The organism is Bradyrhizobium sp. RT6a, assembly GCF_040547675.1.
Lineage (GTDB): Bacteria > Pseudomonadota > Alphaproteobacteria > Rhizobiales > Xanthobacteraceae > Bradyrhizobium.
Window position 1 is genome coordinate 443316 of record NZ_JBEPQC010000004.1, and the last position, 18377, is coordinate 461692.

23 protein-coding genes are annotated in these 18377 nt (G+C 64.8%); 10 read left to right on the top strand and 13 right to left on the bottom strand.

Annotated elements, in window-relative coordinates; translation table 11 throughout:
- Positions 1 to 10: 10 nt before the first annotated feature.
- The 6 genes from ABIC03_RS23900 to ABIC03_RS23925 form a co-directional block, all read right to left on the bottom strand.
- Positions 11 to 964 carry a ribose-phosphate pyrophosphokinase gene (locus ABIC03_RS23900; protein ID WP_007596822.1) on the bottom strand — a complete coding sequence of 318 codons (954 nt, stop codon included), beginning with the start codon at positions 962 to 964 and terminating at the stop codon, positions 11 to 13.
- 193 nt (positions 965 to 1157) lie between these two features.
- Positions 1158 to 1772, bottom strand: a complete 615-nt coding sequence (locus ABIC03_RS23905; protein ID WP_275172451.1) for a hypothetical protein — start codon at positions 1770 to 1772, stop codon at positions 1158 to 1160.
- 113 nt (positions 1773 to 1885) lie between these two features.
- The gene (gene pgeF, locus ABIC03_RS23910) at positions 1886 to 2653 is read right to left on the bottom strand and encodes a peptidoglycan editing factor PgeF (protein ID WP_354061566.1); all 768 of its coding nucleotides are present in this window, start codon (positions 2651 to 2653) and stop codon (positions 1886 to 1888) included.
- Entirely contained in the window at positions 2650 to 3768 is a 1119-nt protein-coding gene (locus ABIC03_RS23915; RefSeq protein WP_354061568.1) for a class I SAM-dependent methyltransferase, read from the bottom strand. The genes pgeF and ABIC03_RS23915 overlap by 4 nt, the downstream gene beginning before the upstream one ends.
- Before the next feature lie 21 nt (positions 3769 to 3789).
- On the bottom strand, positions 3790 to 4635 hold the full coding sequence (gene lgt, locus ABIC03_RS23920) for a prolipoprotein diacylglyceryl transferase (RefSeq protein ID WP_275172454.1): 846 nt from the start codon (positions 4633 to 4635) through the stop codon (positions 3790 to 3792).
- 14 nt (positions 4636 to 4649) lie between these two features.
- Positions 4650 to 5381 (bottom strand): dienelactone hydrolase family protein, encoded by a 732-nt coding sequence (locus ABIC03_RS23925; RefSeq protein WP_275172455.1) that lies wholly within the window; start codon positions 5379 to 5381, stop codon positions 4650 to 4652.
- A gap of 168 nt (positions 5382 to 5549) precedes the next feature.
- Here ABIC03_RS23925 and ABIC03_RS23930 point away from each other — a divergent pair, with 168 nt between their 5' ends.
- From ABIC03_RS23930 to ychF, 4 genes are all read left to right on the top strand, one after another.
- The gene (locus ABIC03_RS23930) at positions 5550 to 5801 is read left to right on the top strand and encodes an accessory factor UbiK family protein (protein WP_007596812.1); all 252 of its coding nucleotides are present in this window, start codon (positions 5550 to 5552) and stop codon (positions 5799 to 5801) included.
- Positions 5802 to 6085: 284 nt separating this feature from the next.
- Positions 6086 to 6805, top strand: coding sequence for a 50S ribosomal protein L25/general stress protein Ctc (locus ABIC03_RS23935; protein WP_275172456.1), 720 nt, complete (start codon positions 6086 to 6088; stop codon positions 6803 to 6805).
- A gap of 58 nt (positions 6806 to 6863) precedes the next feature.
- On the top strand, positions 6864 to 7469 hold the full coding sequence (pth, locus tag ABIC03_RS23940) for an aminoacyl-tRNA hydrolase (protein ID WP_354061572.1): 606 nt from the start codon (positions 6864 to 6866) through the stop codon (positions 7467 to 7469).
- A 115-nt stretch (positions 7470 to 7584) separates the two neighbouring features.
- A complete protein-coding gene (gene ychF, locus ABIC03_RS23945) occupies positions 7585 to 8682 on the top strand; it encodes a redox-regulated ATPase YchF (RefSeq protein ID WP_007614830.1) in 1098 nt (365 codons plus the stop codon).
- Between the two features lie 120 nt (positions 8683 to 8802).
- Here the strand turns inward: ychF and ABIC03_RS23950 are convergent, their stop codons facing one another.
- A complete protein-coding gene (locus ABIC03_RS23950; RefSeq protein ID WP_275172458.1) occupies positions 8803 to 9099 on the bottom strand; it encodes a DUF4282 domain-containing protein in 297 nt (98 codons plus the stop codon).
- 178 nt (positions 9100 to 9277) lie between these two features.
- Between ABIC03_RS23950 and ABIC03_RS23955 the strand changes: the two genes are divergently transcribed.
- The 3 genes from ABIC03_RS23955 to ABIC03_RS23965 all read left to right on the top strand — a co-directional run bounded on the left by ABIC03_RS23955 (position 9278) and on the right by ABIC03_RS23965 (position 10557).
- The gene (locus tag ABIC03_RS23955; protein ID WP_354061575.1) at positions 9278 to 9730 is read left to right on the top strand and encodes a MaoC family dehydratase; all 453 of its coding nucleotides are present in this window, start codon (positions 9278 to 9280) and stop codon (positions 9728 to 9730) included.
- Positions 9730 to 10212, top strand: a complete 483-nt coding sequence (locus ABIC03_RS23960; protein WP_354061577.1) for a MaoC family dehydratase — start codon at positions 9730 to 9732, stop codon at positions 10210 to 10212. The genes ABIC03_RS23955 and ABIC03_RS23960 overlap by 1 nt, the downstream gene beginning before the upstream one ends.
- Before the next feature lie 198 nt (positions 10213 to 10410).
- Positions 10411 to 10557, top strand: coding sequence for a hypothetical protein (locus ABIC03_RS23965; protein WP_354061579.1), 147 nt, complete (start codon positions 10411 to 10413; stop codon positions 10555 to 10557).
- A gap of 41 nt (positions 10558 to 10598) precedes the next feature.
- Here the strand turns inward: ABIC03_RS23965 and ABIC03_RS23970 are convergent, their stop codons facing one another.
- From ABIC03_RS23970 to ABIC03_RS23990, 5 genes are all read right to left on the bottom strand, one after another.
- Positions 10599 to 10736, bottom strand: a complete 138-nt coding sequence (locus ABIC03_RS23970) for a hypothetical protein (RefSeq protein ID WP_007614812.1) — start codon at positions 10734 to 10736, stop codon at positions 10599 to 10601.
- 280 nt (positions 10737 to 11016) lie between these two features.
- The gene (locus ABIC03_RS23975; RefSeq protein WP_275172461.1) at positions 11017 to 11439 is read right to left on the bottom strand and encodes a hypothetical protein; all 423 of its coding nucleotides are present in this window, start codon (positions 11437 to 11439) and stop codon (positions 11017 to 11019) included.
- Between the two features lie 244 nt (positions 11440 to 11683).
- Complete coding sequence (locus ABIC03_RS23980; protein ID WP_354061581.1) at positions 11684 to 12601, bottom strand: hypothetical protein; 918 nt, start codon at positions 12599 to 12601, stop codon at positions 11684 to 11686.
- Between the two features lie 214 nt (positions 12602 to 12815).
- A complete protein-coding gene (locus ABIC03_RS23985; RefSeq protein WP_018453530.1) occupies positions 12816 to 13256 on the bottom strand; it encodes a nuclear transport factor 2 family protein in 441 nt (146 codons plus the stop codon).
- A gap of 218 nt (positions 13257 to 13474) precedes the next feature.
- Positions 13475 to 13927 (bottom strand): nuclear transport factor 2 family protein, encoded by a 453-nt coding sequence (locus ABIC03_RS23990; RefSeq protein WP_354061583.1) that lies wholly within the window; start codon positions 13925 to 13927, stop codon positions 13475 to 13477.
- Positions 13928 to 14191: 264 nt separating this feature from the next.
- Between ABIC03_RS23990 and ABIC03_RS23995 the strand changes: the two genes are divergently transcribed.
- The 3 genes from ABIC03_RS23995 to ABIC03_RS24005 all read left to right on the top strand — a co-directional run bounded on the left by ABIC03_RS23995 (position 14192) and on the right by ABIC03_RS24005 (position 15305).
- Positions 14192 to 14434, top strand: a complete 243-nt coding sequence (locus ABIC03_RS23995) for a hypothetical protein (RefSeq protein WP_354061585.1) — start codon at positions 14192 to 14194, stop codon at positions 14432 to 14434.
- Between the two features lie 111 nt (positions 14435 to 14545).
- Positions 14546 to 14932 (top strand): hypothetical protein, encoded by a 387-nt coding sequence (locus tag ABIC03_RS24000; RefSeq protein ID WP_354061587.1) that lies wholly within the window; start codon positions 14546 to 14548, stop codon positions 14930 to 14932.
- 7 nt (positions 14933 to 14939) lie between these two features.
- On the top strand, positions 14940 to 15305 hold the full coding sequence (locus ABIC03_RS24005) for a hypothetical protein (RefSeq protein WP_354061589.1): 366 nt from the start codon (positions 14940 to 14942) through the stop codon (positions 15303 to 15305).
- Between the two features lie 63 nt (positions 15306 to 15368).
- On the opposite strand, the gene uvrB is transcribed toward ABIC03_RS24005, so the two are convergent.
- Positions 15369 to 18362, bottom strand: a complete 2994-nt coding sequence (uvrB, locus tag ABIC03_RS24010) for an excinuclease ABC subunit UvrB (RefSeq protein ID WP_354061591.1) — start codon at positions 18360 to 18362, stop codon at positions 15369 to 15371.
- Between the last annotated feature and the right edge of the window lie 15 nt (positions 18363 to 18377).

Here is an 18377-nt window from a genome sequence, read left to right on the forward strand (position 1 = left end):
GGTAAGAAACTCAGTCGAACAGGCTCGACACCGATTCTTCCGCCGCGGTGCGCGCGATCGCGTCGGAGATCAGGCTGGCGATCGGCAGCGTGCGGATGTTCGGCGCCTTGCTCACCGCCTCCGTCGGCAGGATCGAGTCGGTGATCACCAGCTCCTTCAGCCTGGAGTTCGTGATCCGGGCGGCCGCGCCGCCGGAGAGCACGCCGTGGGTGATGTAGGCGTAGACGTCCTTGGCGCCCTTGGCGATCAGCGCGTCGGCGGCGTTCACCAGCGTGCCGCCGGAGTCCACGATGTCGTCGATCAGGATGCAGGTGTAGCCGGCGACGTCGCCGATCACGTTCATGACCTCGGATTCACCCGCCCTCTCGCGGCGCTTGTCGACGATCGCGAGCGGGGTGTTGATGCGCTTGGCGAGGCCGCGCGCGCGCGCCACGCCGCCGACGTCGGGCGAGATCACCATCGTCCTGGAGAGGTCGAACTTGTCCTTGATGTCGCGCACCATCAGCGGCGCCGCGTAGAGGTTGTCGGTCGGGATGTCGAAGAAGCCCTGGATCTGGCCGGCATGCAGGTCGAGCGTCATGACACGGTCGACGCCGGCCTGCGTGATCAGATTGGCGACGAGTTTTGCCGAGATCGGCGTGCGCGAACCCGATTTGCGGTCCTGCCGGGCGTAGCCGAAATAGGGCAGCACCGCGGTGATGCGGCGCGCCGAGGAGCGGCGCAGTGCGTCGGTGATGATCAGCAATTCCATCAAATGGTCGTTCGCCGGGAACGAGGTCGACTGGATGACGAAGGCATCCGAGCCGCGCACGTTCTCCTGGATCTCGACGAAGATCTCCATGTCGGCGAAGCGCCGTACCACCGCCTTGGTCAGCGGCAGGTCGAGACCCTGCGCGATGGCCTGCGCGAGAGCCGGATTGGAGTTGCCGGCGACGAGCTTGATGGAGCCGTTCTTGGCCGACATGGACGCTTCCTCCCGCGCTTTGCTGGACACGATGTTCAACATCAAACAATACCCACTCGAAGCACGGTTACGACGGGCGAGGAAATATCAGGCCGGGGGCTGCGATGGCAACCCGGGAGGCTACGTTTTCCCTGCGAAATCCTGAGTCCGGCCAACGGTTTGGCTGGAAGTTGGGGCCGTGGTTTCGCGGGGGTTATCGCTCGGCATAGCCCAGCGCCGAGGCCGGCATCTCGGCCACCGGAGCCTCCGGCATCACGCTCGCCACGGCCGGCCCGCGCAAGCCGGGAGCCGAGCCCGGCGCATCCGGCGTTCCGTTGATCATGTTGGAAAGTCCGCTGAATCCGGCTTGGGCGATCTTCCGCAGCACGAGGTCGTCGGCCGCGCTCCAAGGATCGCGGCCGCCCTTGGCCGCAGTCGGTTCCTCGCCGGAAAGGCGCAGCGCCCGCTGCTGGTTGGCGTCGTAGACGTCCCAGACCCAGGCGATCACGGTCTTGCCGCGCACGATCTGGGCGGAGAGGTAGCTGCGCACGCGGTAGGCAGCCGTCCCCTCGCGCGAGACCACGGACAGGCTGCGCAGCTTGGATTCGCTGTCGAGCACGCCGACCATGCGGTCGAACACTTGCGGCGGCGGCCCGTCGATCGATTCGAACGCGACTGTCGCCCCGGAGCCGGCGCTCGGCGCCATCGCATAGGAGTTCGCGGCACCACCGCCACCGGCACAGCCGCCGAGGGCTGTCGCAGCCGTCAGCAGCATGACCGCCAGCACGCGCGAACCCGCGCGGCGCAAGATGAATGACGCGTCCCTCATTATGGAGGGCAGCGATATCGTTAAAACGCATTAACGTCTAGGGCGGGGGCGCCGCAGGCCACTGTCATCGCGCGCAGGCATAGCCCCGGAATGACACGGGGTTGCCGTTGTGTTCACGCTTCGAGCGCGATCGCGTGAACGTGGCGGCCGTAATCCGGCTCCTTGCGATGTACCGAGCGGCGGTAGCTGAAGAAGCGTTCGTCGGCGTAGGTGTCCAGACCGAGATCGTCGATCATCAGGATGCCCGCGGCTTCCAGACGCTTGCGGATGAAGCCGGCGAGATCGAACATCGCGTGTCCTTCGCGCACCGACGGGATGAAGAACATGGCGTTGTCCGCATCCGCCTCGATGAAGCGCGTCACGAACTCGTTGCCGACTTCATAACTGTCCTGGCGGATCAGCGGGCCGACCGCGGCGATGATGCCGCTGCGCGAGGCGCCGAGTTTTTCCATCGCCGAAATGGTCTGCTCCAGCACGCCGGTGAGCGCGCCCTTCCAGCCGGCATGCGCACCCCCGATCACGCCCGCGTCGGGATCGACGAACAGCACCGGCCCGCAATCGGCGGTGGAGACGCCGAGCGCGATGCCGGGCACCTTCGTCACCAGCGCATCGCCCTTCGGCCGCGGCCCGCTCGGCCACGGAGCGTCGGCCACGAGCACGTCGGGCGAATGGATCTGGTGCAAGCTGAGAAAGCGTTCCGGTGCGACGCCGACATGCTCGGCCATGCGGCGGCGGTTCTCCGCGACAAGGGCCTGATCGTCGTTGGAGCCGAGCCCGCCGTTCAGCGCGGAATAGATGCCGCCCGAGACGCCGCCTTCGCGGGTGAAGAAGGCATGGCGCAGGCCCGGCACCGCCGACAGCAGCGAGGAGGCAAGCGTCATGAACCGTCTCCGGCGCGTTCGAGATCGCTGAGGCCCGCAAGGCCCGTCAGCCGCGGCTCGGAGATGCCGAGCACCTTGAACATCGAGCCCATGCCGCTGCGGCCGGTTTCGGTCAGGCGCTTTAGCGCGATCGAAATGTCGGTGGCGACGTCGGGCGCCGCCTTCTGCATCAAGGCGGCTGCACGGGTCTCGATGCCGACGCGTTTGAGGAAATCGCCCTGCGTCACCGGCCCGTGCACGCGGGCGCCGACGTCCTCCGCCCCGCGCGCGAGCGCCTGGAAGTCGACATGGGCTGTGACGTCGGCCTGGCCCGGCGCCTTCAGGGGATCGGTGAAGGTGTGGCGCGCGATCGCCTGGAAGGTGTCGCCGGCATCGCTGCGCAGATGGCCGTAATCGATGATCAGCGCCGCGCCCTCCTGGTCGCGCACGCGGCTGGCGAGCTTCATAATCTCCGCATCGGGCCGCCATTCGAACACGGCCCCGACGGGCGCGGCGCGGACCAGAGGCGGCAGCAGCACCTCGAAGCGCGGCGTCGGCTCGGCCGCCGCGCCGAATTGAAGTTTTCCGTTGGAGTCGACCTCGATCACGCGCTCGTGCCAGCCGTTCTCGTGACGGACCATCTGATGGATCGGCAGCACGTCGAAATATTCGTTGGCGAGGATGATGCTCGGTCCCTCAGGCACGTCGTCGATGCTGTCGTGCCAGGCGATGTTGCGCACGCCCGACAGCGTCGCACTCTGCCGCTCGCGCAGGACCGGATTGACTTCGACCATGTGGATATGGAGTGCCTGATAGAGCGGCGGCAGCACGCGGAGCGCACGCAGCGCATCCGCCATCATGGTGCCGCGGCCGGGGCCGAGCTCGATCAGCCGCAGGAATTGCGGCGAGCCCATCTGCTTCCACACCGAGGCGGTCCACAGGCCCAGGAGCTCGCCGAACATCTGGCTGACCTCGGGCGCGGTGGTGAAGTCACCTTCTCGTCCCAACGGATCGCGCGAGACGTAATAGCCATAGCGCGGATGCATGAGGCACAGTTCCATGTACCGCCAGACCGGGATGGGGCCTGAGGATTTGATCAGCGCCTTGATCTCGTCGAGTAACGGCTGGTCGGTCACGGTCCATCTTCTCAAGAGGAATTAACGAATAGCCCCTGCGGGCTTCGGCGCATCGCGCCTCACTGCCAATACAATAAGTATGAGGCCGACAATAAGCATTGGGATCGACAACAGCATGCCCATGGTTAATCCGCCCCAGAGGAAGCCGAGCTGGACGTCCGGTTCGCGGAAATGCTCGCCGGCGATCCGGCTCAAACCATAGATCAGGATGAACGCCCCGAGGATCATGCCCGGCCGTTTCAGGGCACCGAAGCGGATCATGATTGCGAGGGCGGCAAACAGCAAAATGCCCTCCATGCCGGCCTCATAGAGCTGGCTCGGATGACGCGGCAGCTGGGTGGGATCGTTGGGGAAGATCATCGCCCAGGGCAGCTCCGGGTCGGCGGCGCGGCCCCACAATTCGCCATTGATGAAATTGGCGATGCGGCCGAGCAGCAGCCCGACCGGAGCGACGGCGGTTGTGATGTCGCCGAGCGACAGGATCGAGATGCCGTTGCGATAAGCAAACCACATCACCGCGACGACGCAGCCGAGGAAGCCGCCGTGAAAGGACATGCCGCCTTCCCACAGCCTGAAGATCGCGGCGGGATGGTCGATGAAGAAGGGCAGATTGTAGAACAGCACGTAGCCGGTGCGGCCGCCGAGGATGATGCCGAGCGTGACCCACAGAATGAAGTCGTCGATCTGCACCAGCGACATCGGCGCCGGGCCGCCCCACAGCCGCTCTTTCTTCAGGAGCGAGCGCGCATAGAGCCAGCCGAACACGATGCCGCAGATATAGGCCAGCGCATACCAGCGGATCGCGAACGGACCGATCTCGATCGCGATCGGCTTGAAGGCGGGAAAGTCGATGAGCAGAAAGGGCATCGCGCCTTCTATGTCTAGACGAGATTGCGGCGATAGAGCGCCAGCAGACGCTCCCAATGCCGCTCGGCGGCGTCGCGGTCGTAGACCGGACGCTTGGGGAAGGCAAAGCCGTGATGGGTGCCGGGATAGATCTCGACTTCGGCTTTGGCGCCGCTCATGCCCTGCTTCACCTTCTCGATGATCTCGGCGGGCGCGTAGATGTCGGTCTCGGCGCAGGCGAAGTAGAGTTCGGCCTTGGTCTTGGCTGCCGCGAGATGCGGGCTGTCGTCCTGGTCGGTTGCGAGCTGCGTGCCGTAGACCGAGGCGGCGGCCTTGACGCGATCGGGGAAGTGCGTGGCGGCGTTGACGGCGTAGCGGCCGCTCATGCAGTAGCCGACGGTACCGATCAGTTTGGTGTTCGCGGCCGCCTGGCCCTCGGCATAGGTGAGCAGCGCCCGTGTGTCGTCCATGATCATGGGGATCGTGAGCGATCCCATCAGCGCGAACATGCGCTTGCGTTCCGGAGCGTTCGGATCTGCCGGCAGCGCCCCGAGCTCCATCACGCCGGAGCGGTAATAGAGGTTCGGCAGCATCACGTAATAGCCCGATGTCGCGAGCCGGCGCGCCATGTCGCGCAGCTCTTCGCGGATCGCCGGCGCGTCCATGTAGAACAGGACGACCGGAAACGGCCCGCCGCGTTCGGGATGGCTGATGAAGGTTGCGGTGTGACCGTCCTTGGTGGGGATCGCGATCTGCTGGTCGATCATATCGAGCGCCTTTGTGATTCTTCTTATGCAGGGACGTTGAATACGATTGCAAGGAAACCGGGGCATGACAAGGATACCGCCGATCGGCCCTTGAACCGGCTCCATCGGATTGCCATTGTCTCCCCGCGCGTTCGCGCAGAGTTCATCGAAAGCCGCCAGGAGACCGACATGACCCAGACCAACAACCGGTTTTTCGACGAGATCGGCCGCCTGATGAACGATGCCGCCGGTGCCGCGCAGGGCGTCAAGCGCGAGTTCGACACGGTGATGCGCACCCAGGCCGAAAAATTCCTGCGCGACATGGACCTGGTCAAGCGCGAGGAGTTCGAGGCGGTCAAGGACATGGCGCGCCTGGCGCGTGAGGAGAACGAGGCTCTGAAGGCGCGCATCGCGGCGCTGGAGGCCAAGCTCGGCGGGTAGGGGGAATCGTAGCCCGGATGGAGCCAACGGGTCGGCGCGAAGCGCCGCCCGATGACAGGCTTCGCGGCAATCCGGGGTGTTCCAGCGGCGTAGGTCCCGGATTACGCTGCGCTCCATCCGGGCTACCGATACCTTCCGGCCGCCCATTCTCCTTGTCATTTCCGCGTCTTCCGGGTAAAAGCCCGCCATGTCCGCAGCCCCCGCACCCCTGGAGGCTTGCTGCGGCGTATGCCATGGGCCGCGTTGCGGCCCATTAACTTTTGCAAAAACAAGGACTTAACGTTATGGCGACCGTCAAGGAATTGAAGGCGACCGCACGTCCGAAGAGCGGCAAGGGGGCCGCCCGGGCTGAGCGTCGCGCCGGGAGAGTGCCCGGAGTGATCTATGGCAACAACCAGCCCCCGCTGACGATCTCGATCGAAGATCGTGAACTGCGCACGCGCATCCTCGCCGGCCGGTTCCTGACCACGCTGGTCGACATCGACCTCGAGGGCAACAAGCACCGCGTGATTCCGCGCGACTACCACCTCGATCCGGTCAAGGATTTCCCGATCCACGTCGACTTCATGCGGCTCGGCGAAGGCGCCACCATCCGCATCAGCGTTCCCTTGCACGTGGTGAAGGCTGAAGGCTCGCCCGGCGTGAAGCGCGGCGGCGCCGTGAACATCGTCGCGCACGCGATCGAACTCGAGTGCGGCGTGGAGAACATCCCGCAGTTCATCGAGGCCGACGTCGGTTCGCTCGAAATCGGCCACTCGCTGCATCTCTCCGACATCAAGCTGCCGGCTGGCGTGAAGGCGCTGACCTCCGAGGACGCGACCCTCGTCACCATCGTGCCGCCGTCCGGCTACGCCGAAGAGCAGAAGGCCGCGGCTGCTGCTCCTGCTGCGGGTGCTGCTGCTCCGGCGGCTGGTGCTGCTCCGGCTGCGGGTGCTGCTGCTCCGGCAGCGGCTGCCAAGGCCCCGGCTGCCAAGGCGCCCGCCGGCGGCGACAAGAAGAAGTAATCTCTCAAAGCTGGCGCGCGGTCCCTGACCGCGCGCCGAGCGAGGGGCGCGCCGCGTCATGCGACTGTTTGTTGGGCTCGGCAATCCCGGCCCGAAATTCGCACGTAACCGGCACAATGTCGGCTTCATGGCCGTCGATGAGATCGCACGGCGTCATGGTTTCGCGCCCTGGCGCCGCAGGTTTCAGGGCGAGACCTCGGAAGGCACGCTCGGCACCGAGCGCGTGATCCTGCTCAAGCCGATGACCTACATGAACGAGTCCGGCCGCAGCGTTCAGGAAGCGGCAAGCTTCTTCAAGATCGCGCCGGGCGACGTCACCGTATTCCATGACGAACTCGAACTGCCGCCGGGCAAGGTGCGGGTGAAGGTCGGCGGCGGTATCGCCGGCCACAACGGCCTGCGCTCGATCTCCGCCCATATCGGCAACGAGTATCGCCGGGTGCGGCTCGGTATCGGTCATCCCGGCGTCAAGGAATTAGTGCACGGCCACGTGCTGTCGGACTTCGCCAAAGCCGACAACGACTGGGTGGCGACGCTCTGCGACGCAGTGGCCGAGCACGCGGCACCGGTTGCCAAAGGCACGGATGCGACTTTCGCCAACAGGGTGCACCTCGCCATGCAGGCGAAGGGATTTTTGACCAAGGACGACAACGGCAAGGAATAGCTGGCTCTCCGTCATGCCCGGGCTTGTCCCGGGCATCCACGTTCTTGGTGCCGCAAGTCAAAGACGTGGATGGCCGGGTCAAGCCCGGCCATGACGAACATGAATAGAGGACATTATGGGATTTAAATGCGGGATCGTCGGATTGCCCAATGTCGGCAAATCGACTTTGTTCAACGCGCTGACCGAGACGGCCGCGGCGCAGGCGGCCAATTATCCGTTCTGCACGATCGAGCCGAATGTCGGCGAAGTCGCGGTGCCGGATCCGCGGCTCGACAAGCTCGCAGCGATCGCCAAGTCGGGCCAGATCATCCCGACGCGGCTGACCTTCGTGGACATCGCCGGCCTCGTCCGCGGCGCGTCCAAGGGTGAAGGTCTCGGCAACCAGTTCCTCGCCAACATCCGCGAGGTCGACGCCATCGCGCATGTCGTGCGCTGCTTCGAGGATTCCGACATCACCCATGTCGAGGGCAAGATCGCCCCGCTCGCCGACATCGAGACCATCGAGACCGAACTGATGCTCGCCGATCTCGACAGCCTCGAAAAGCGCGTCGACAATTTGTCCAAGAAGGCCAAGGGCAACGACAAGGACGCCAAGGAGCAGCTCGATCTCGTCAACCGTACGCTGGTGCTGCTGCGCGAGGGCAAGCCAGCGCGCCTCGTCGAACGCAAGGCGGAGGAGGAGCGCGCCTTCGGGATGCTCGGCCTGCTGTCCTCCAAGCCCGTGCTCTATGTCTGCAACGTCGAGGAAGGCTCGGCCGCGACTGGCAATTCGTTCTCGAAGGCGGTGCAGGACCAGGCTGCCAAGGAGGGCGCCATTGCCGTCGTCATCTCGGCGAAAATCGAATCCGAGATCGCCACCATCTCACGTGACGAACGCGCCGACTTCCTGGAGACGCTGGGTCTCGAAGAGGCCGGCCTCGATCGCCTGATCCGCGCCGGCTACACGCTGCTCGACCTCATCACCTATTTCACGGTGGGCCCGAAGGAAGCGCGCGCCTGGACCATCTATCGCGGCACCAAGGCGCCGGGCGCGGCCGGTGTGATCCACACCGACTTCGAGAAGGGTTTCATCCGCGCCGAGACCATCGCGTATGAGGACTACGTCGCGCTCGGCGGCGAAGCCGGCGCCCGCGATGCTGGCAAGCTCCGCCTCGAAGGCAAGGAATACGTCGTCGCCGACGGCGACGTGATGCATTTCAGGTTCAATACGTAAGATCTGGATAGGTTCGTAGGGTGGGTTAGCGCAGCGTAACCCACCATGCTTCCTCGTTTGCAGAACGAAGTTGGTGGGTTATGCCTTCGGCTAACCCAGCCTACGGCGCCGGTGCTTGCCTCACTTCATCCCGCCGCCCTGATCCCTGATCGCGCCGAGATGCTCGTTGATGCGGAAGATGATCAGGATCAGCTCGGCGAGAATGCGCGAGAACACGATTCCGACGACGACGCTCGCAATCGACGACAGCAGCATCAGGAAGCCGCCGAACGGGCTGATCGCCATCATCGCGAGGCCGGAGAAGATGCCGGAGAGGCCGAACAGGCAGATCAGCGCGATCACCAGCCAATAGAAGGTCTTGATGATCGTCGGCGTGATGAAGCGGTCCCATTGAAACAGGTCGCTGAATGAAAACATTGCTCTCCCCAGGGCAATTCAGGTGTTGCCGGTCCTTGCAAATGGATCGAGACCCCTGACCGATCCGACTCAAGACCAACGCCGGCGCGCCGAATGTAGCACGAGCCATGCGGGCCAGCGGGTTGAGATTGCCGCAAAGTGCGGCCACAATCTGTCATTCCCTCAAACCTTTCCCAAGATGACCCTGACCTTCGAAGATTTCCCGCCCGGCCGGTTCGGAACATTCGGCCCGCGCCATGTCACGCGCGACGAGATCCTGGCCTTTGCCGCCGAGTTCGATCCGCAGCCGATGCACCTCGACGAGGACGCCGCCGGCAAGAGCATGCTGCGCGGCCTGTCCGGCTCGGGCTGGCATCTCTGTTCGCTGATGATGCGGATGATGGCCGACGGTTTCATTACCCGCGCCGCGTCGCTGGGATCTCCAGGCGTCGATGAAGTGCGCTGGCTGTCGCCGTTGAGACCCGGCGACGACCTCATGCTCGACGTCGATGTCGTGGAGGCCCGTAGCTCGAAGAGCCGCCCGGAGCTTGGAATCGTCAAGTTCAAATGCACCGTGCGTAACGCCGGGGGTGATGCGCTGTGCGAGATGACCTCGCCGATCCTGATCAAGCGGCGCGAGGAGGCGGTCTGATGCCGTTTTTCGAGGAGATCGAGATCGGGCATCGCCGCGAGATCGGCGCCTATACGTTCACGGCCGAGTCGATCAAGACATTCGCCGCAAAGTTCGATCCGCAGCGTTTTCACCTCGACGAGGAGGAGGGCAAGAACTCGCTGTTTGGCGGGCTCGCGGCCTCGGGCTGGCATGTCGGCTCGGCCTGCATGAGCCTGCTTGTCGCCGACGGCCAGCGTCTGGCGCGGGAAGCCGCTTCGCGCGGCGAGGAGGTCGCGGTGTGGGGCCCGTCGCCGGGCTTTCGCAACCTGCGCTGGATCAGGCCGGTGCTCGCCGGCGACGTCGTCACCTACGTCAACGTCGTCATCGACAAGCGCAGCTCCGCCTCGCGACCCGGCTGGGGCATCCTGACCGCCCGCACCACCGGCACCAACCAGCGCGGCGAGGACGTCTACGCCATCACCGCCAGTGCCTTCGTGCCGATGCGTGCGAACGGCGGTTAGATTCGTTCCAGGATGAACGGCAAAAACAGGGTGCGAGTGTTGCCTCCGCGCTATGGACGCGATTCCGGGTGGCTGCCATAAGCCTGCGCAACATGGTTTTCCCGCGAAGCAGTTGGCGGAACCATCGAGTTGCTAACCAATTATGAACCTGTCGCTGTCTATTTGAACGAACTGGGCAGAGTACAGGGGACGAGGACCATGGCAGACCGCGGCGCACTCAAGCTGGTCGGATTCATCTTTGCTACCGCGACGCTGGCCGTGATGCTGGTGGCGGGCATGGTGGTGAAGGGCTATGCCGATGGTGCTTACACCCTGGAAGCTTCGATCGTGGAAGCGGCCCGGTAAGATTTCGTTAACTCCGCGGGGCCGCAACGCGGCCTCCGCCTTCAGCGGCTATAGACGAACGCCAATATCGCGATCGCAACCGCCAGCAATCCGACAAAACGCAGCATGATCGTGCCGAACTGGTTCGGCGCGGGCCGCAGCGGTATCGGGTCGGTGGTGTCGGGCCGAATGCTTTCCATGAAATGTCCCCAGGCCCGGCCGCGATGGCAAGGGCGCCTGGCGTTAGTCGCCGCGGGGATGCGGGAAGTTCAAAACCCTCCGCTGTCATGCCCCCCGAAAGCGGGGCATCCAGTACGCCGGTGGCTCTCGGTCTAGCCTCGCTGCCTCTGGAATACTGGATCACCCGCTTTCGCGGGTGATGACACTTTTCATGGGGCGCATGCGCACTCATCACACACACGAATCAAAACCGCCGCACCCCTTTCGGAACGCGGCGGCTGGTGATGCGGGATGCAGCGATCAGCTGTTGCGCAGGCCGTCGGCGGCGCGCTTCCACTGCGAGACGTTGTCGGCGATCATGCGGGTCGACTTCATCGCGGCCTGGCTGAGCTGGGCGTAGCCGGAGATCTCTCGCTGGACGCGCTGGCCTTCGGCGTGGAGCAGATCGCGCAGGCTCTCGAGCTCGGAGATCAAATTCTCGATCTCGGCAAGCGAGGTGCCGGCGACGCGCTGGATCAGCGAGTTGACGTTGGTGACGGTGGCCTCCGCGCTCGGATCGAGCGGCGGTGCGTCCGTGGTCGTCGACGCCGGACGGCGCAGATAGGCGATGTCATTGCGGACGAAGTCACGGATGCCGGCTTCGACTTCCGTCACGGCGGCGAGGTTGGTGTCGATGGTCTCGGTCTCGGTACCTTCGGTCTTTTCCGGACGCATGGCGTTCATCGTTGTTCCCCTGTTCGCGTTGAGCGCAGCGCGAGTATCCCCCGCACGACGACGTCAGTCTGGGACTAGGGCGTCGGATTTTGGCCGCAACTTGGCCGAGGTGCGGCAAGGGCGGTCCATTCGGGGGCTTTGCCGTGGCGTATGGTTACGAGAGTCCGAACGCGGTTGCCGCGCCGAAGTGAATGCGCGGCCCGGTCCGTGCTCGACTCCCTCGTCCCGCAAGCGGGGCGAGGCGAAAACACGCTCACCAGCTCTTCTTGAAGCCCGCCGTCAGGCTCTTGTTGATCGCCCCTTGCGAGGTTTCGCCGACCGAACCGGAGACGGTGACGTTGTCGAACAGCTTTTGTTCGGCGCCGACCTTGCGCAGCCATTTATCGTCAGTGGTCGACAGCGACTGGCCCGCGGTGATGCTGGTGCCGGTGTCGGTGAGCGTGACCTTGGCCGACTGCTCGGTCTCGTAATTGCGCGTGATGTGACCGCCGACGCCGGGGAGCGCCGTGGTGCCCTGCTGGTTGACGCTGTAGCCGTTCTGGAGCGTCAGTGACGTGTCGCCCGACAGCGGCACCGACTTGGTCAGCGAGGCCCCGAGCTTGCTCTGCTCGGCGCCGGGATCGACGCGGGCCTCCACCGCGGTCTTGTCCCAGATCGCGCCCGCGCCCGGCGCGGTCGCGGCCGCCCAGGCGCTGCCGGACGATTGAGGCACGCTGCCGCCATTGGTGGCCTTCTGCGCCAGGAGCTCGGACATCGTTCGGGGTTCGCTCGTCACCGTCATGTCGGCGCCGATGCGGGCGTCCCAGAATGAGGATACCGACTGCTTCACAGTCACCCCCGAGGAGCCGTTGGCGTTGGCGTTCGTTGCCCAGTTCAGCCCGTCCTTGGCGGCCGCCTGGGCGCGCTTCTTGGCGGCGATGATGTCGTTGAGCGTGCCGGCGTCGATCGCGAGCTGGCCCCAGTCGAGCTTGTCGATGTCGATGCCGCGGAGCACGTCGGGGTCGTTGACATCAGGGGCCTCCGCCGTCTCGGCCTCGTCGTCGGGCGCTGCGGGCGGGCCAGGGGAGAAGGGCGGAATGATCTGCGCCGAAACCGTCAGCACCGATCCCAAGATGAAAGCGGCGGCCAGCATCGGCAGCCTGGTCCAGCCAAACCCTGTCGCGAATTCCATCGTCCTGCCCGTCAGCCCAGTTCCTGCCCAGGATGCGGAACCATCGTTGCGAAATTGTGGCGGTTCCATCAAACGCGAACCAACGGGCCGCGCGAAAGGCGCGCGCCCGATGACGAGCTCCTCCACGATTGCATCCGGCGGGGCTGGAGGCCAGGACGCGTCGCGGGGAGCATCAGCCGTCGGTCCCGAAGTCCGGGGCCCGTTGGTGTTCCGTTCAGCCGACGCTGGTCATCTTCGGCAGATGAATGGCGCGGCCGAGTGCCTGCTCGACCAGATCAAACGTGTCGATCAGCACGCGCATGCTGGTGAGCTTGCCCGCCCTGAACTGGGCGAACTGCGCTACCCGCAAGCTGATCGGCTTGCTGGAATCCAGCGCGGTGAGCGAATAGCGCAGCATCGAGGCGGCGGAATCCACGCCGAGCATGATGCTCTCGCGGTCGAAGCGGCGGACCTGGAAATTGTCGGCGAACTGGCGGATGACGTCGAGCACGGCGTCCTTGCCCTGGCGCGCGCCGAGGAACGGAAACATGTCGATCGGGCCGTAGAGCGCCCACTCGACGTCCTCGTCGATCAGGGCCTCGATGTCCTCGAAATGCCGGTCGTTGATCGCGCGATGCAACGCACGCGAGAAACGCCAGAGGCTGTGCTCTGTCATCTTGGGCAGTCCTGAAGCTGGCTTGCGAAAAAAAACGAAAAACAACCCCAAGCGCACAGGATAAGGTGCCGCGGGGTCGCTCAACTCATTTGTATACGAACAAAATACGCCAATTCGGCCAAAACGCAATTCACGTTTTTGCAATGCACAATTGATCCCCGCGTGTGAGATTTACAATAGGACCCCGTAGTTTCCCGGTCCGGGCTGATTGGAGAGAGCTAGCCCCCGTCCACCCGCTCGCCCACGATCAGCGGGCCGATCTCGCGTTCCAGCACCTGCTGCACCAAATCGTAGGAATCGATGATCTCGCGGATCTGCGCCACCTGGCCGTTGCGGAAAGTGTAGAACACGGCCATGTCGACCTGAACGATGCGGTCGTTGCTGCGCTTCCTGAAGAACACACGCAGATAGGCCGCGACCGCGTCGCCCTCGGCGACGATCTGCGGCGCCTCGTAGCGGATCTCGGCGTATCGCTCCTGCACGGTGCGCCAGAACTCGCCAAGTTCCTTCTTGCCGTGGCAGGGGCCCATGTGCGGCAGCACGTCGATCGGCGCGTGGGTAAGGAAGTCGACGTCGTCGGTGCAGCAGGCGAGCGCAGCCTGGAGGTCGCTGCGCGCGATGGCATCGAGCAGATGCAGCACGCGCTGGCGATTGAGCTTCTCGACCGTCATTCCGCCCGTCCTCATTGGCCGTGTGGAGTTGCGCAAGGCTAACGCGCGGCCTCGGACACCGGCAATCCGCAAAACCACAGGGGATATTGCAGACGATATGACGCGCCAGCGCAATGCCAGGTTCATGGCTGCACTTAAGGGTTGAGTGACCGCGCACCTACACGAATTCGCGCGCGGCTGGCCTGGGCGCAGGAAGCGAACGCGGGAACCGGGACGGGCTCGTGCCTGTTGAGACTGCGACACTGCATCCGGAGACATCGATCCATGAAATCCCTCGCCGCCATCGCCGCTGCACTTCTCATGCTTGGCGCGACCTCCGCCGCCAATGCGAAGGGCTGCATCAAGGGCGCCGTCGTCGGCGGCGTCGCCGGCCACTATGCCGGCCATCACGGCGTCCTCGGCGCAGCCGCCGGCTGCCTCTACGGCCGCCACCATGCCAAGGAGCAGCGAGAGCAGGAGAGACAGCGGCAACAGCAGAGCCAGGTGAACGGGCAGGGCAAGCTGTAACCCTTCCGGGCGCGCGCCTTGTTCCCGCAGAGGAAATGGGCGTGACGCATCTCACATCAGGCCTCCCTGATGGCGGCTAGATTCATCCGCATGTCATCAGGGAGACGTGCCATGGCCGCCATCGCGAGAGTCAGAAAGTCCAGCCTGCACAATGCGGTCGAAGGCCTCGCGCTGACCGCGACGCTGCAGAGCTTCCCGACCTTCGCCGCCGCCGCCTTCCTGCTCAAGCTGGTCGGCAATCACGACCTGGTTGGCGATCCCGGCGTCGCCATCTTCGTCGCCATCGCCTCGCTCGCCCATGCGCTGCTCGCGGTGACCTTCGGGCCGAGCTTCCCGCATCTGTTCAAGACCGTCTACGAACCAAAGTTCTTCGAGGCCCATCTGTCGCTCGCCGACAAGATCACGGCCTGGCGCACCCAGCCGGTCGCCTCGCTGCAACTGATGACCATCGTGCTGCTGCTGTCGGTGATGGCGGTAGTGACGGCGAGCGTGGGGTAATCGCATCATGTCCTTCATCACCGCGTCGAAATCCGGGCCGCTCAACTGGCTCGAAGGCTTTGCGCTCACCACAATCCTTCAGGGCTTCCCGATCTTCGCCGCGGCGTCGCTGATGGTGAAGCTGCTGGGACATGACCGCGGTGGCAATCATGTCCTCACCATCGCGATGGCGTCGATCTTCTACAGCTGTCTCGCTATCTGGGCGGGATCGACATTCCCGAGATTCGCAAAGAACGCCTACGAACCGCTGTTCTTCGACGCCAGCCTGTCCTTCTCCGACAAGATCGCCTGCTGGCGCGCCAAGCCGGCGACCTCGATGCAGCTGGTGGCCTCAGTGCTGCTGCTGTCGCTGCTGGCGGCAAGCGTGGTGTGAGTTCGCGTTCTGATCCTTCTGGGACGCCGCCATGAATAACCATGGGCGGCGCTGCTGCGCCCCCTACCTCTTCTTCCACCCACCTCTATGCCCCGGCGCCCCTCCGCTCGACCGCGGCGATGGCCCAAACTCCGGACCTGACTGCCGCGAGTCCGTCGGCTGGATGATGCGGCTCTCGCCGCCGAACGGCTTTGTCGGCAGCGCGCGGTCCCCCCGATACGGCAACGACTCCGGGCCGTGCATCTCGTCGAGATGCGGCTTGTGCACCTTCGAGCCACTGCCGCCGCCGCTCGCCTTCAGCGCGGAGCTCACGGTCTTTTTCTTCATGGCGCTGACCGGCAAATTCGCCGCATCGCCGTATTTCTTCGCGCCCGCATAGGCGCCGGCCTTGCCCTGCACGGTGCGCTGCTTGACGGTGGGATCGTCGACCACCGCGAGCTCGGTGGCGCGCAGGCGCTTGACCTCGTCGCGCAGCCGCGCGGCTTCCTCGAAGTTCAGATCGGCGGCGGCCTCGCGCATTCTTGTTTCGAGATCGCCGAGTACGGCTTCGAAATTGTGGCCGATCGAGATGACGTCGTCGGTCATGTCGTGGCCGCCGATCTCGACCAGCACATGATCGCGCTCGTAGACGCTGTTCATGATGTCGCCGATCGACTTCTTGATGCTCTCCGGCGTGATGCCGTGCGCCGTGTTGTACTCGACCTGCTTCTCGCGGCGCCGGTCGGTTTCGGCGATGGCGCGCTCCATCGATCCCGTCATCTGGTCGGCATAGAGGATCACCTTGCCGTCGACGTTGCGCGCCGCGCGGCCGATGGTCTGGATCAGCGAGGTCTCGCTGCGCAAAAATCCTTCCTTGTCGGCATCGAGGATCGCGACCAGCGCGCATTCGGGAATGTCGAGGCCTTCGCGCAGCAAGTTGATGCCGACCAGCGCGTCGAACGCGCCGAGGCGCAGATCGCGGATGATCTCGATGCGTTCGATGGTGTCGATATCGCTGTGCATGTAGCGGACGCGAATGCCCTGCTCATGCAGATATTCGGTGAGGTCCTCAGCCATGCGCTTGGTCAGCACCGTGATCAGCGAGCGGTAGCCGGCCTGGGCGGTGGCGCGGACTTCGCCGACGAGATCGTCGACCTGGGTGCGGGCCGGGCGAATGTTCACGGGAGGGTCAATAAGTCCGGTCGGTCGGATCACCTGCTCGACGAACACGCCGCCGCTCTCGTTGATCTCCCAGGCGCTGGGCGTCGCCGAGACTGCGACCGTCTGCGGTCGCATCATGTCCCATTCCTCGAAGCGCAGCGGGCGGTTGTCCATGCAGGAGGGCAGGCGGAAACCATATTCGGCGAGCGTCGCCTTGCGGCGGAAGTCGCCACGGAACATGCCGCCGATCTGGGGAACGGTGACGTGGCTTTCGTCGGCGAACACCAGCGCGTTGTCGGGCACGTATTCGAACAGCGTCGGCGGCGGCTCGCCGGGCAGGCGCCCCGTGAGATAGCGCGAATAGTTTTCGATGCCGGCGCAGCTTCCGGTCGCCTCCATCATCTCGAGGTCGAAGGTGGTGCGTTGCTCCAGCCGCTGCGCTTCCAGCAGGCGGCCCTGGTCGTGGAGCTGGTCGAGCCGCATCTTCAATTCGGCTTTGATCGACTTGATTGCCTGCACCAGCGTCGGGCGCGGCGTCACATAGTGCGAGTTGGCGTACATCTTGATGAATTCGAGCTCGTCCTGCTTGTGGCCGGTGAGCGGATCGAACTCCTCGATGGTCTCGATGGTGTTGCCGAACAGGTTCACGCGCCAGGCGCGGTCTTCATAGTGCGCCGGGAAGATGTCGATGACATCGCCGCGCACGCGAAATGTGCCGCGGGTAAAATCGGCCTGGGTGCGCTTGTATTGCAGGGCGACGAGATCGGCGATCAGCTGGCGCTGGTCGATGCGCTCGCCCTTCTTCAGCGCGAACGTCATCGCGGTGTAGGTTTCGACCGAGCCGATACCGTAGATGCAGGACACCGAGGCCACGATGATGACGTCGTCGCGTTCGAGCAGCGCGCGCGTCGCCGAGTGGCGCATGCGGTCGATCTGCTCGTTGATCGAGGAGTCCTTTTCGATGTAGGTGTCCGTGCGAGGAACATATGCTTCCGGCTGGTAGTAGTCGTAATAGCTGACGAAATATTCGACCGCGTTGTCCGGGAAGAAACTCTTGAACTCGCCATAGAGCTGGGCGGCGAGCGTCTTGTTCGGCGCCAGGATGATGGCGGGGCGCTGCGTCGCCTCGATCACCTTGGCCATGGTGTAGGTCTTGCCGGAGCCGGTGACGCCGAGCAGCACCTGCGAGCGGTCATTGCGATTGATGCCTTCGACCAGCTCGGCGATCGCGGTCGGCTGGTCGCCGCGCGGCTCGTAGTGCGACTTGATCTCGAAGCGCACGCCGCCTTCGGACTTTTCCGGCCGCGGCGGCCGATGCGGGGTCCACACCCTGGTGGAGCCGTCGTCCTTGCGGAACTCCGGCCGGCCCTCGCGGATCAGCGATTCCAGCGCGTCAGCGGTCGCCTTGACGCCGAGCGCCTCCATCTTGCTGCGCGGCGGACGCGCCAGGGCTTCGGCATCGTCCTCTTCCGTGGGAAGTCCGAGCTGACGCGCCAGTTCCGGATCGAGCGTCGGGATCGTGGCCGCGGTTCCGTAATTGGCCTGCGGTGCCTCGTCGAAGCCCGCGTTGCGGGCCCCGGATGGCTGCGGATTGGGCCGCAGCGGCATCGGCCGCGTATTGTCCTGCGGAAACTCCTTCGGCGTCGAAGCGCGCGCGCGATGCGCGGCGGCTTCGCCCCCGGAGCGGCGGTCGCGCGAATTGTCCGGCGGCGGCTGCAGGCCGGTGCCCGATCCGAGCCCGGCATCGCCGCGATTGATCGCGGGATTGAGCAACTCGGCCAGCGCCGGCCCGATCGGCTGCACGTCCGGGCGTGACGCCTTGGAATTCGGCGCTTTGGAATTTGGTGCCTTGGCGTTCGGAGCCTTGGTCTTGGGGGATTTGCCGGATTTTTCGGGGGATGCAGGTTTCTTCGCCATGCTCCGAATATGGGG

Bases quoted from the DNA above. Each gene is read 5' to 3' on its own strand.
- ABIC03_RS23985 (WP_018453530.1), bottom strand. From the start codon at position 13,256: ATGACAGAGCACAGCCTCTGGCGTTTCTCGCGTGCGTTGCATCGCGCG.
- uvrB (WP_354061591.1), bottom strand. From the start codon at position 18,362: ATGGCGAAGAAACCTGCATCCCCCGAAAAATCCGGCAAATCCCCCAAG.
- ABIC03_RS23955 (WP_354061575.1), top strand. From the start codon at position 9,278: ATGACCCTGACCTTCGAAGATTTCCCGCCCGGCCGGTTCGGAACATTC.
- ychF (WP_007614830.1), top strand. From the start codon at position 7,585: ATGGGATTTAAATGCGGGATCGTCGGATTGCCCAATGTCGGCAAATCG.
- ABIC03_RS23990 (WP_354061583.1), bottom strand. From the start codon at position 13,927: ATGACGGTCGAGAAGCTCAATCGCCAGCGCGTGCTGCATCTGCTCGAT.
- ABIC03_RS24000 (WP_354061587.1), top strand. From the start codon at position 14,546: ATGGCCGCCATCGCGAGAGTCAGAAAGTCCAGCCTGCACAATGCGGTC.
- ABIC03_RS23930 (WP_007596812.1), top strand. From the start codon at position 5,550: ATGACCCAGACCAACAACCGGTTTTTCGACGAGATCGGCCGCCTGATG.
- ABIC03_RS23905 (WP_275172451.1), bottom strand. From the start codon at position 1,772: ATGAGGGACGCGTCATTCATCTTGCGCCGCGCGGGTTCGCGCGTGCTG.
- ABIC03_RS23995 (WP_354061585.1), top strand. From the start codon at position 14,192: ATGAAATCCCTCGCCGCCATCGCCGCTGCACTTCTCATGCTTGGCGCG.
- ABIC03_RS23935 (WP_275172456.1), top strand. From the start codon at position 6,086: ATGGCGACCGTCAAGGAATTGAAGGCGACCGCACGTCCGAAGAGCGGC.
- lgt (WP_275172454.1), bottom strand. From the start codon at position 4,635: ATGCCCTTTCTGCTCATCGACTTTCCCGCCTTCAAGCCGATCGCGATC.
- pgeF (WP_354061566.1), bottom strand. From the start codon at position 2,653: ATGACGCTTGCCTCCTCGCTGCTGTCGGCGGTGCCGGGCCTGCGCCAT.
- ABIC03_RS23960 (WP_354061577.1), top strand. From the start codon at position 9,730: ATGCCGTTTTTCGAGGAGATCGAGATCGGGCATCGCCGCGAGATCGGC.
- ABIC03_RS23970 (WP_007614812.1), bottom strand. From the start codon at position 10,736: ATGGAAAGCATTCGGCCCGACACCACCGACCCGATACCGCTGCGGCCC.
- ABIC03_RS23980 (WP_354061581.1), bottom strand. From the start codon at position 12,601: ATGGAATTCGCGACAGGGTTTGGCTGGACCAGGCTGCCGATGCTGGCC.
- ABIC03_RS23965 (WP_354061579.1), top strand. From the start codon at position 10,411: ATGGCAGACCGCGGCGCACTCAAGCTGGTCGGATTCATCTTTGCTACC.
- ABIC03_RS23900 (WP_007596822.1), bottom strand. From the start codon at position 964: ATGTCGGCCAAGAACGGCTCCATCAAGCTCGTCGCCGGCAACTCCAAT.
- ABIC03_RS24005 (WP_354061589.1), top strand. From the start codon at position 14,940: ATGTCCTTCATCACCGCGTCGAAATCCGGGCCGCTCAACTGGCTCGAA.
- ABIC03_RS23925 (WP_275172455.1), bottom strand. From the start codon at position 5,381: ATGATCGACCAGCAGATCGCGATCCCCACCAAGGACGGTCACACCGCA.
- ABIC03_RS23950 (WP_275172458.1), bottom strand. From the start codon at position 9,099: ATGTTTTCATTCAGCGACCTGTTTCAATGGGACCGCTTCATCACGCCG.
- pth (WP_354061572.1), top strand. From the start codon at position 6,864: ATGCGACTGTTTGTTGGGCTCGGCAATCCCGGCCCGAAATTCGCACGT.
- ABIC03_RS23975 (WP_275172461.1), bottom strand. From the start codon at position 11,439: ATGAACGCCATGCGTCCGGAAAAGACCGAAGGTACCGAGACCGAGACC.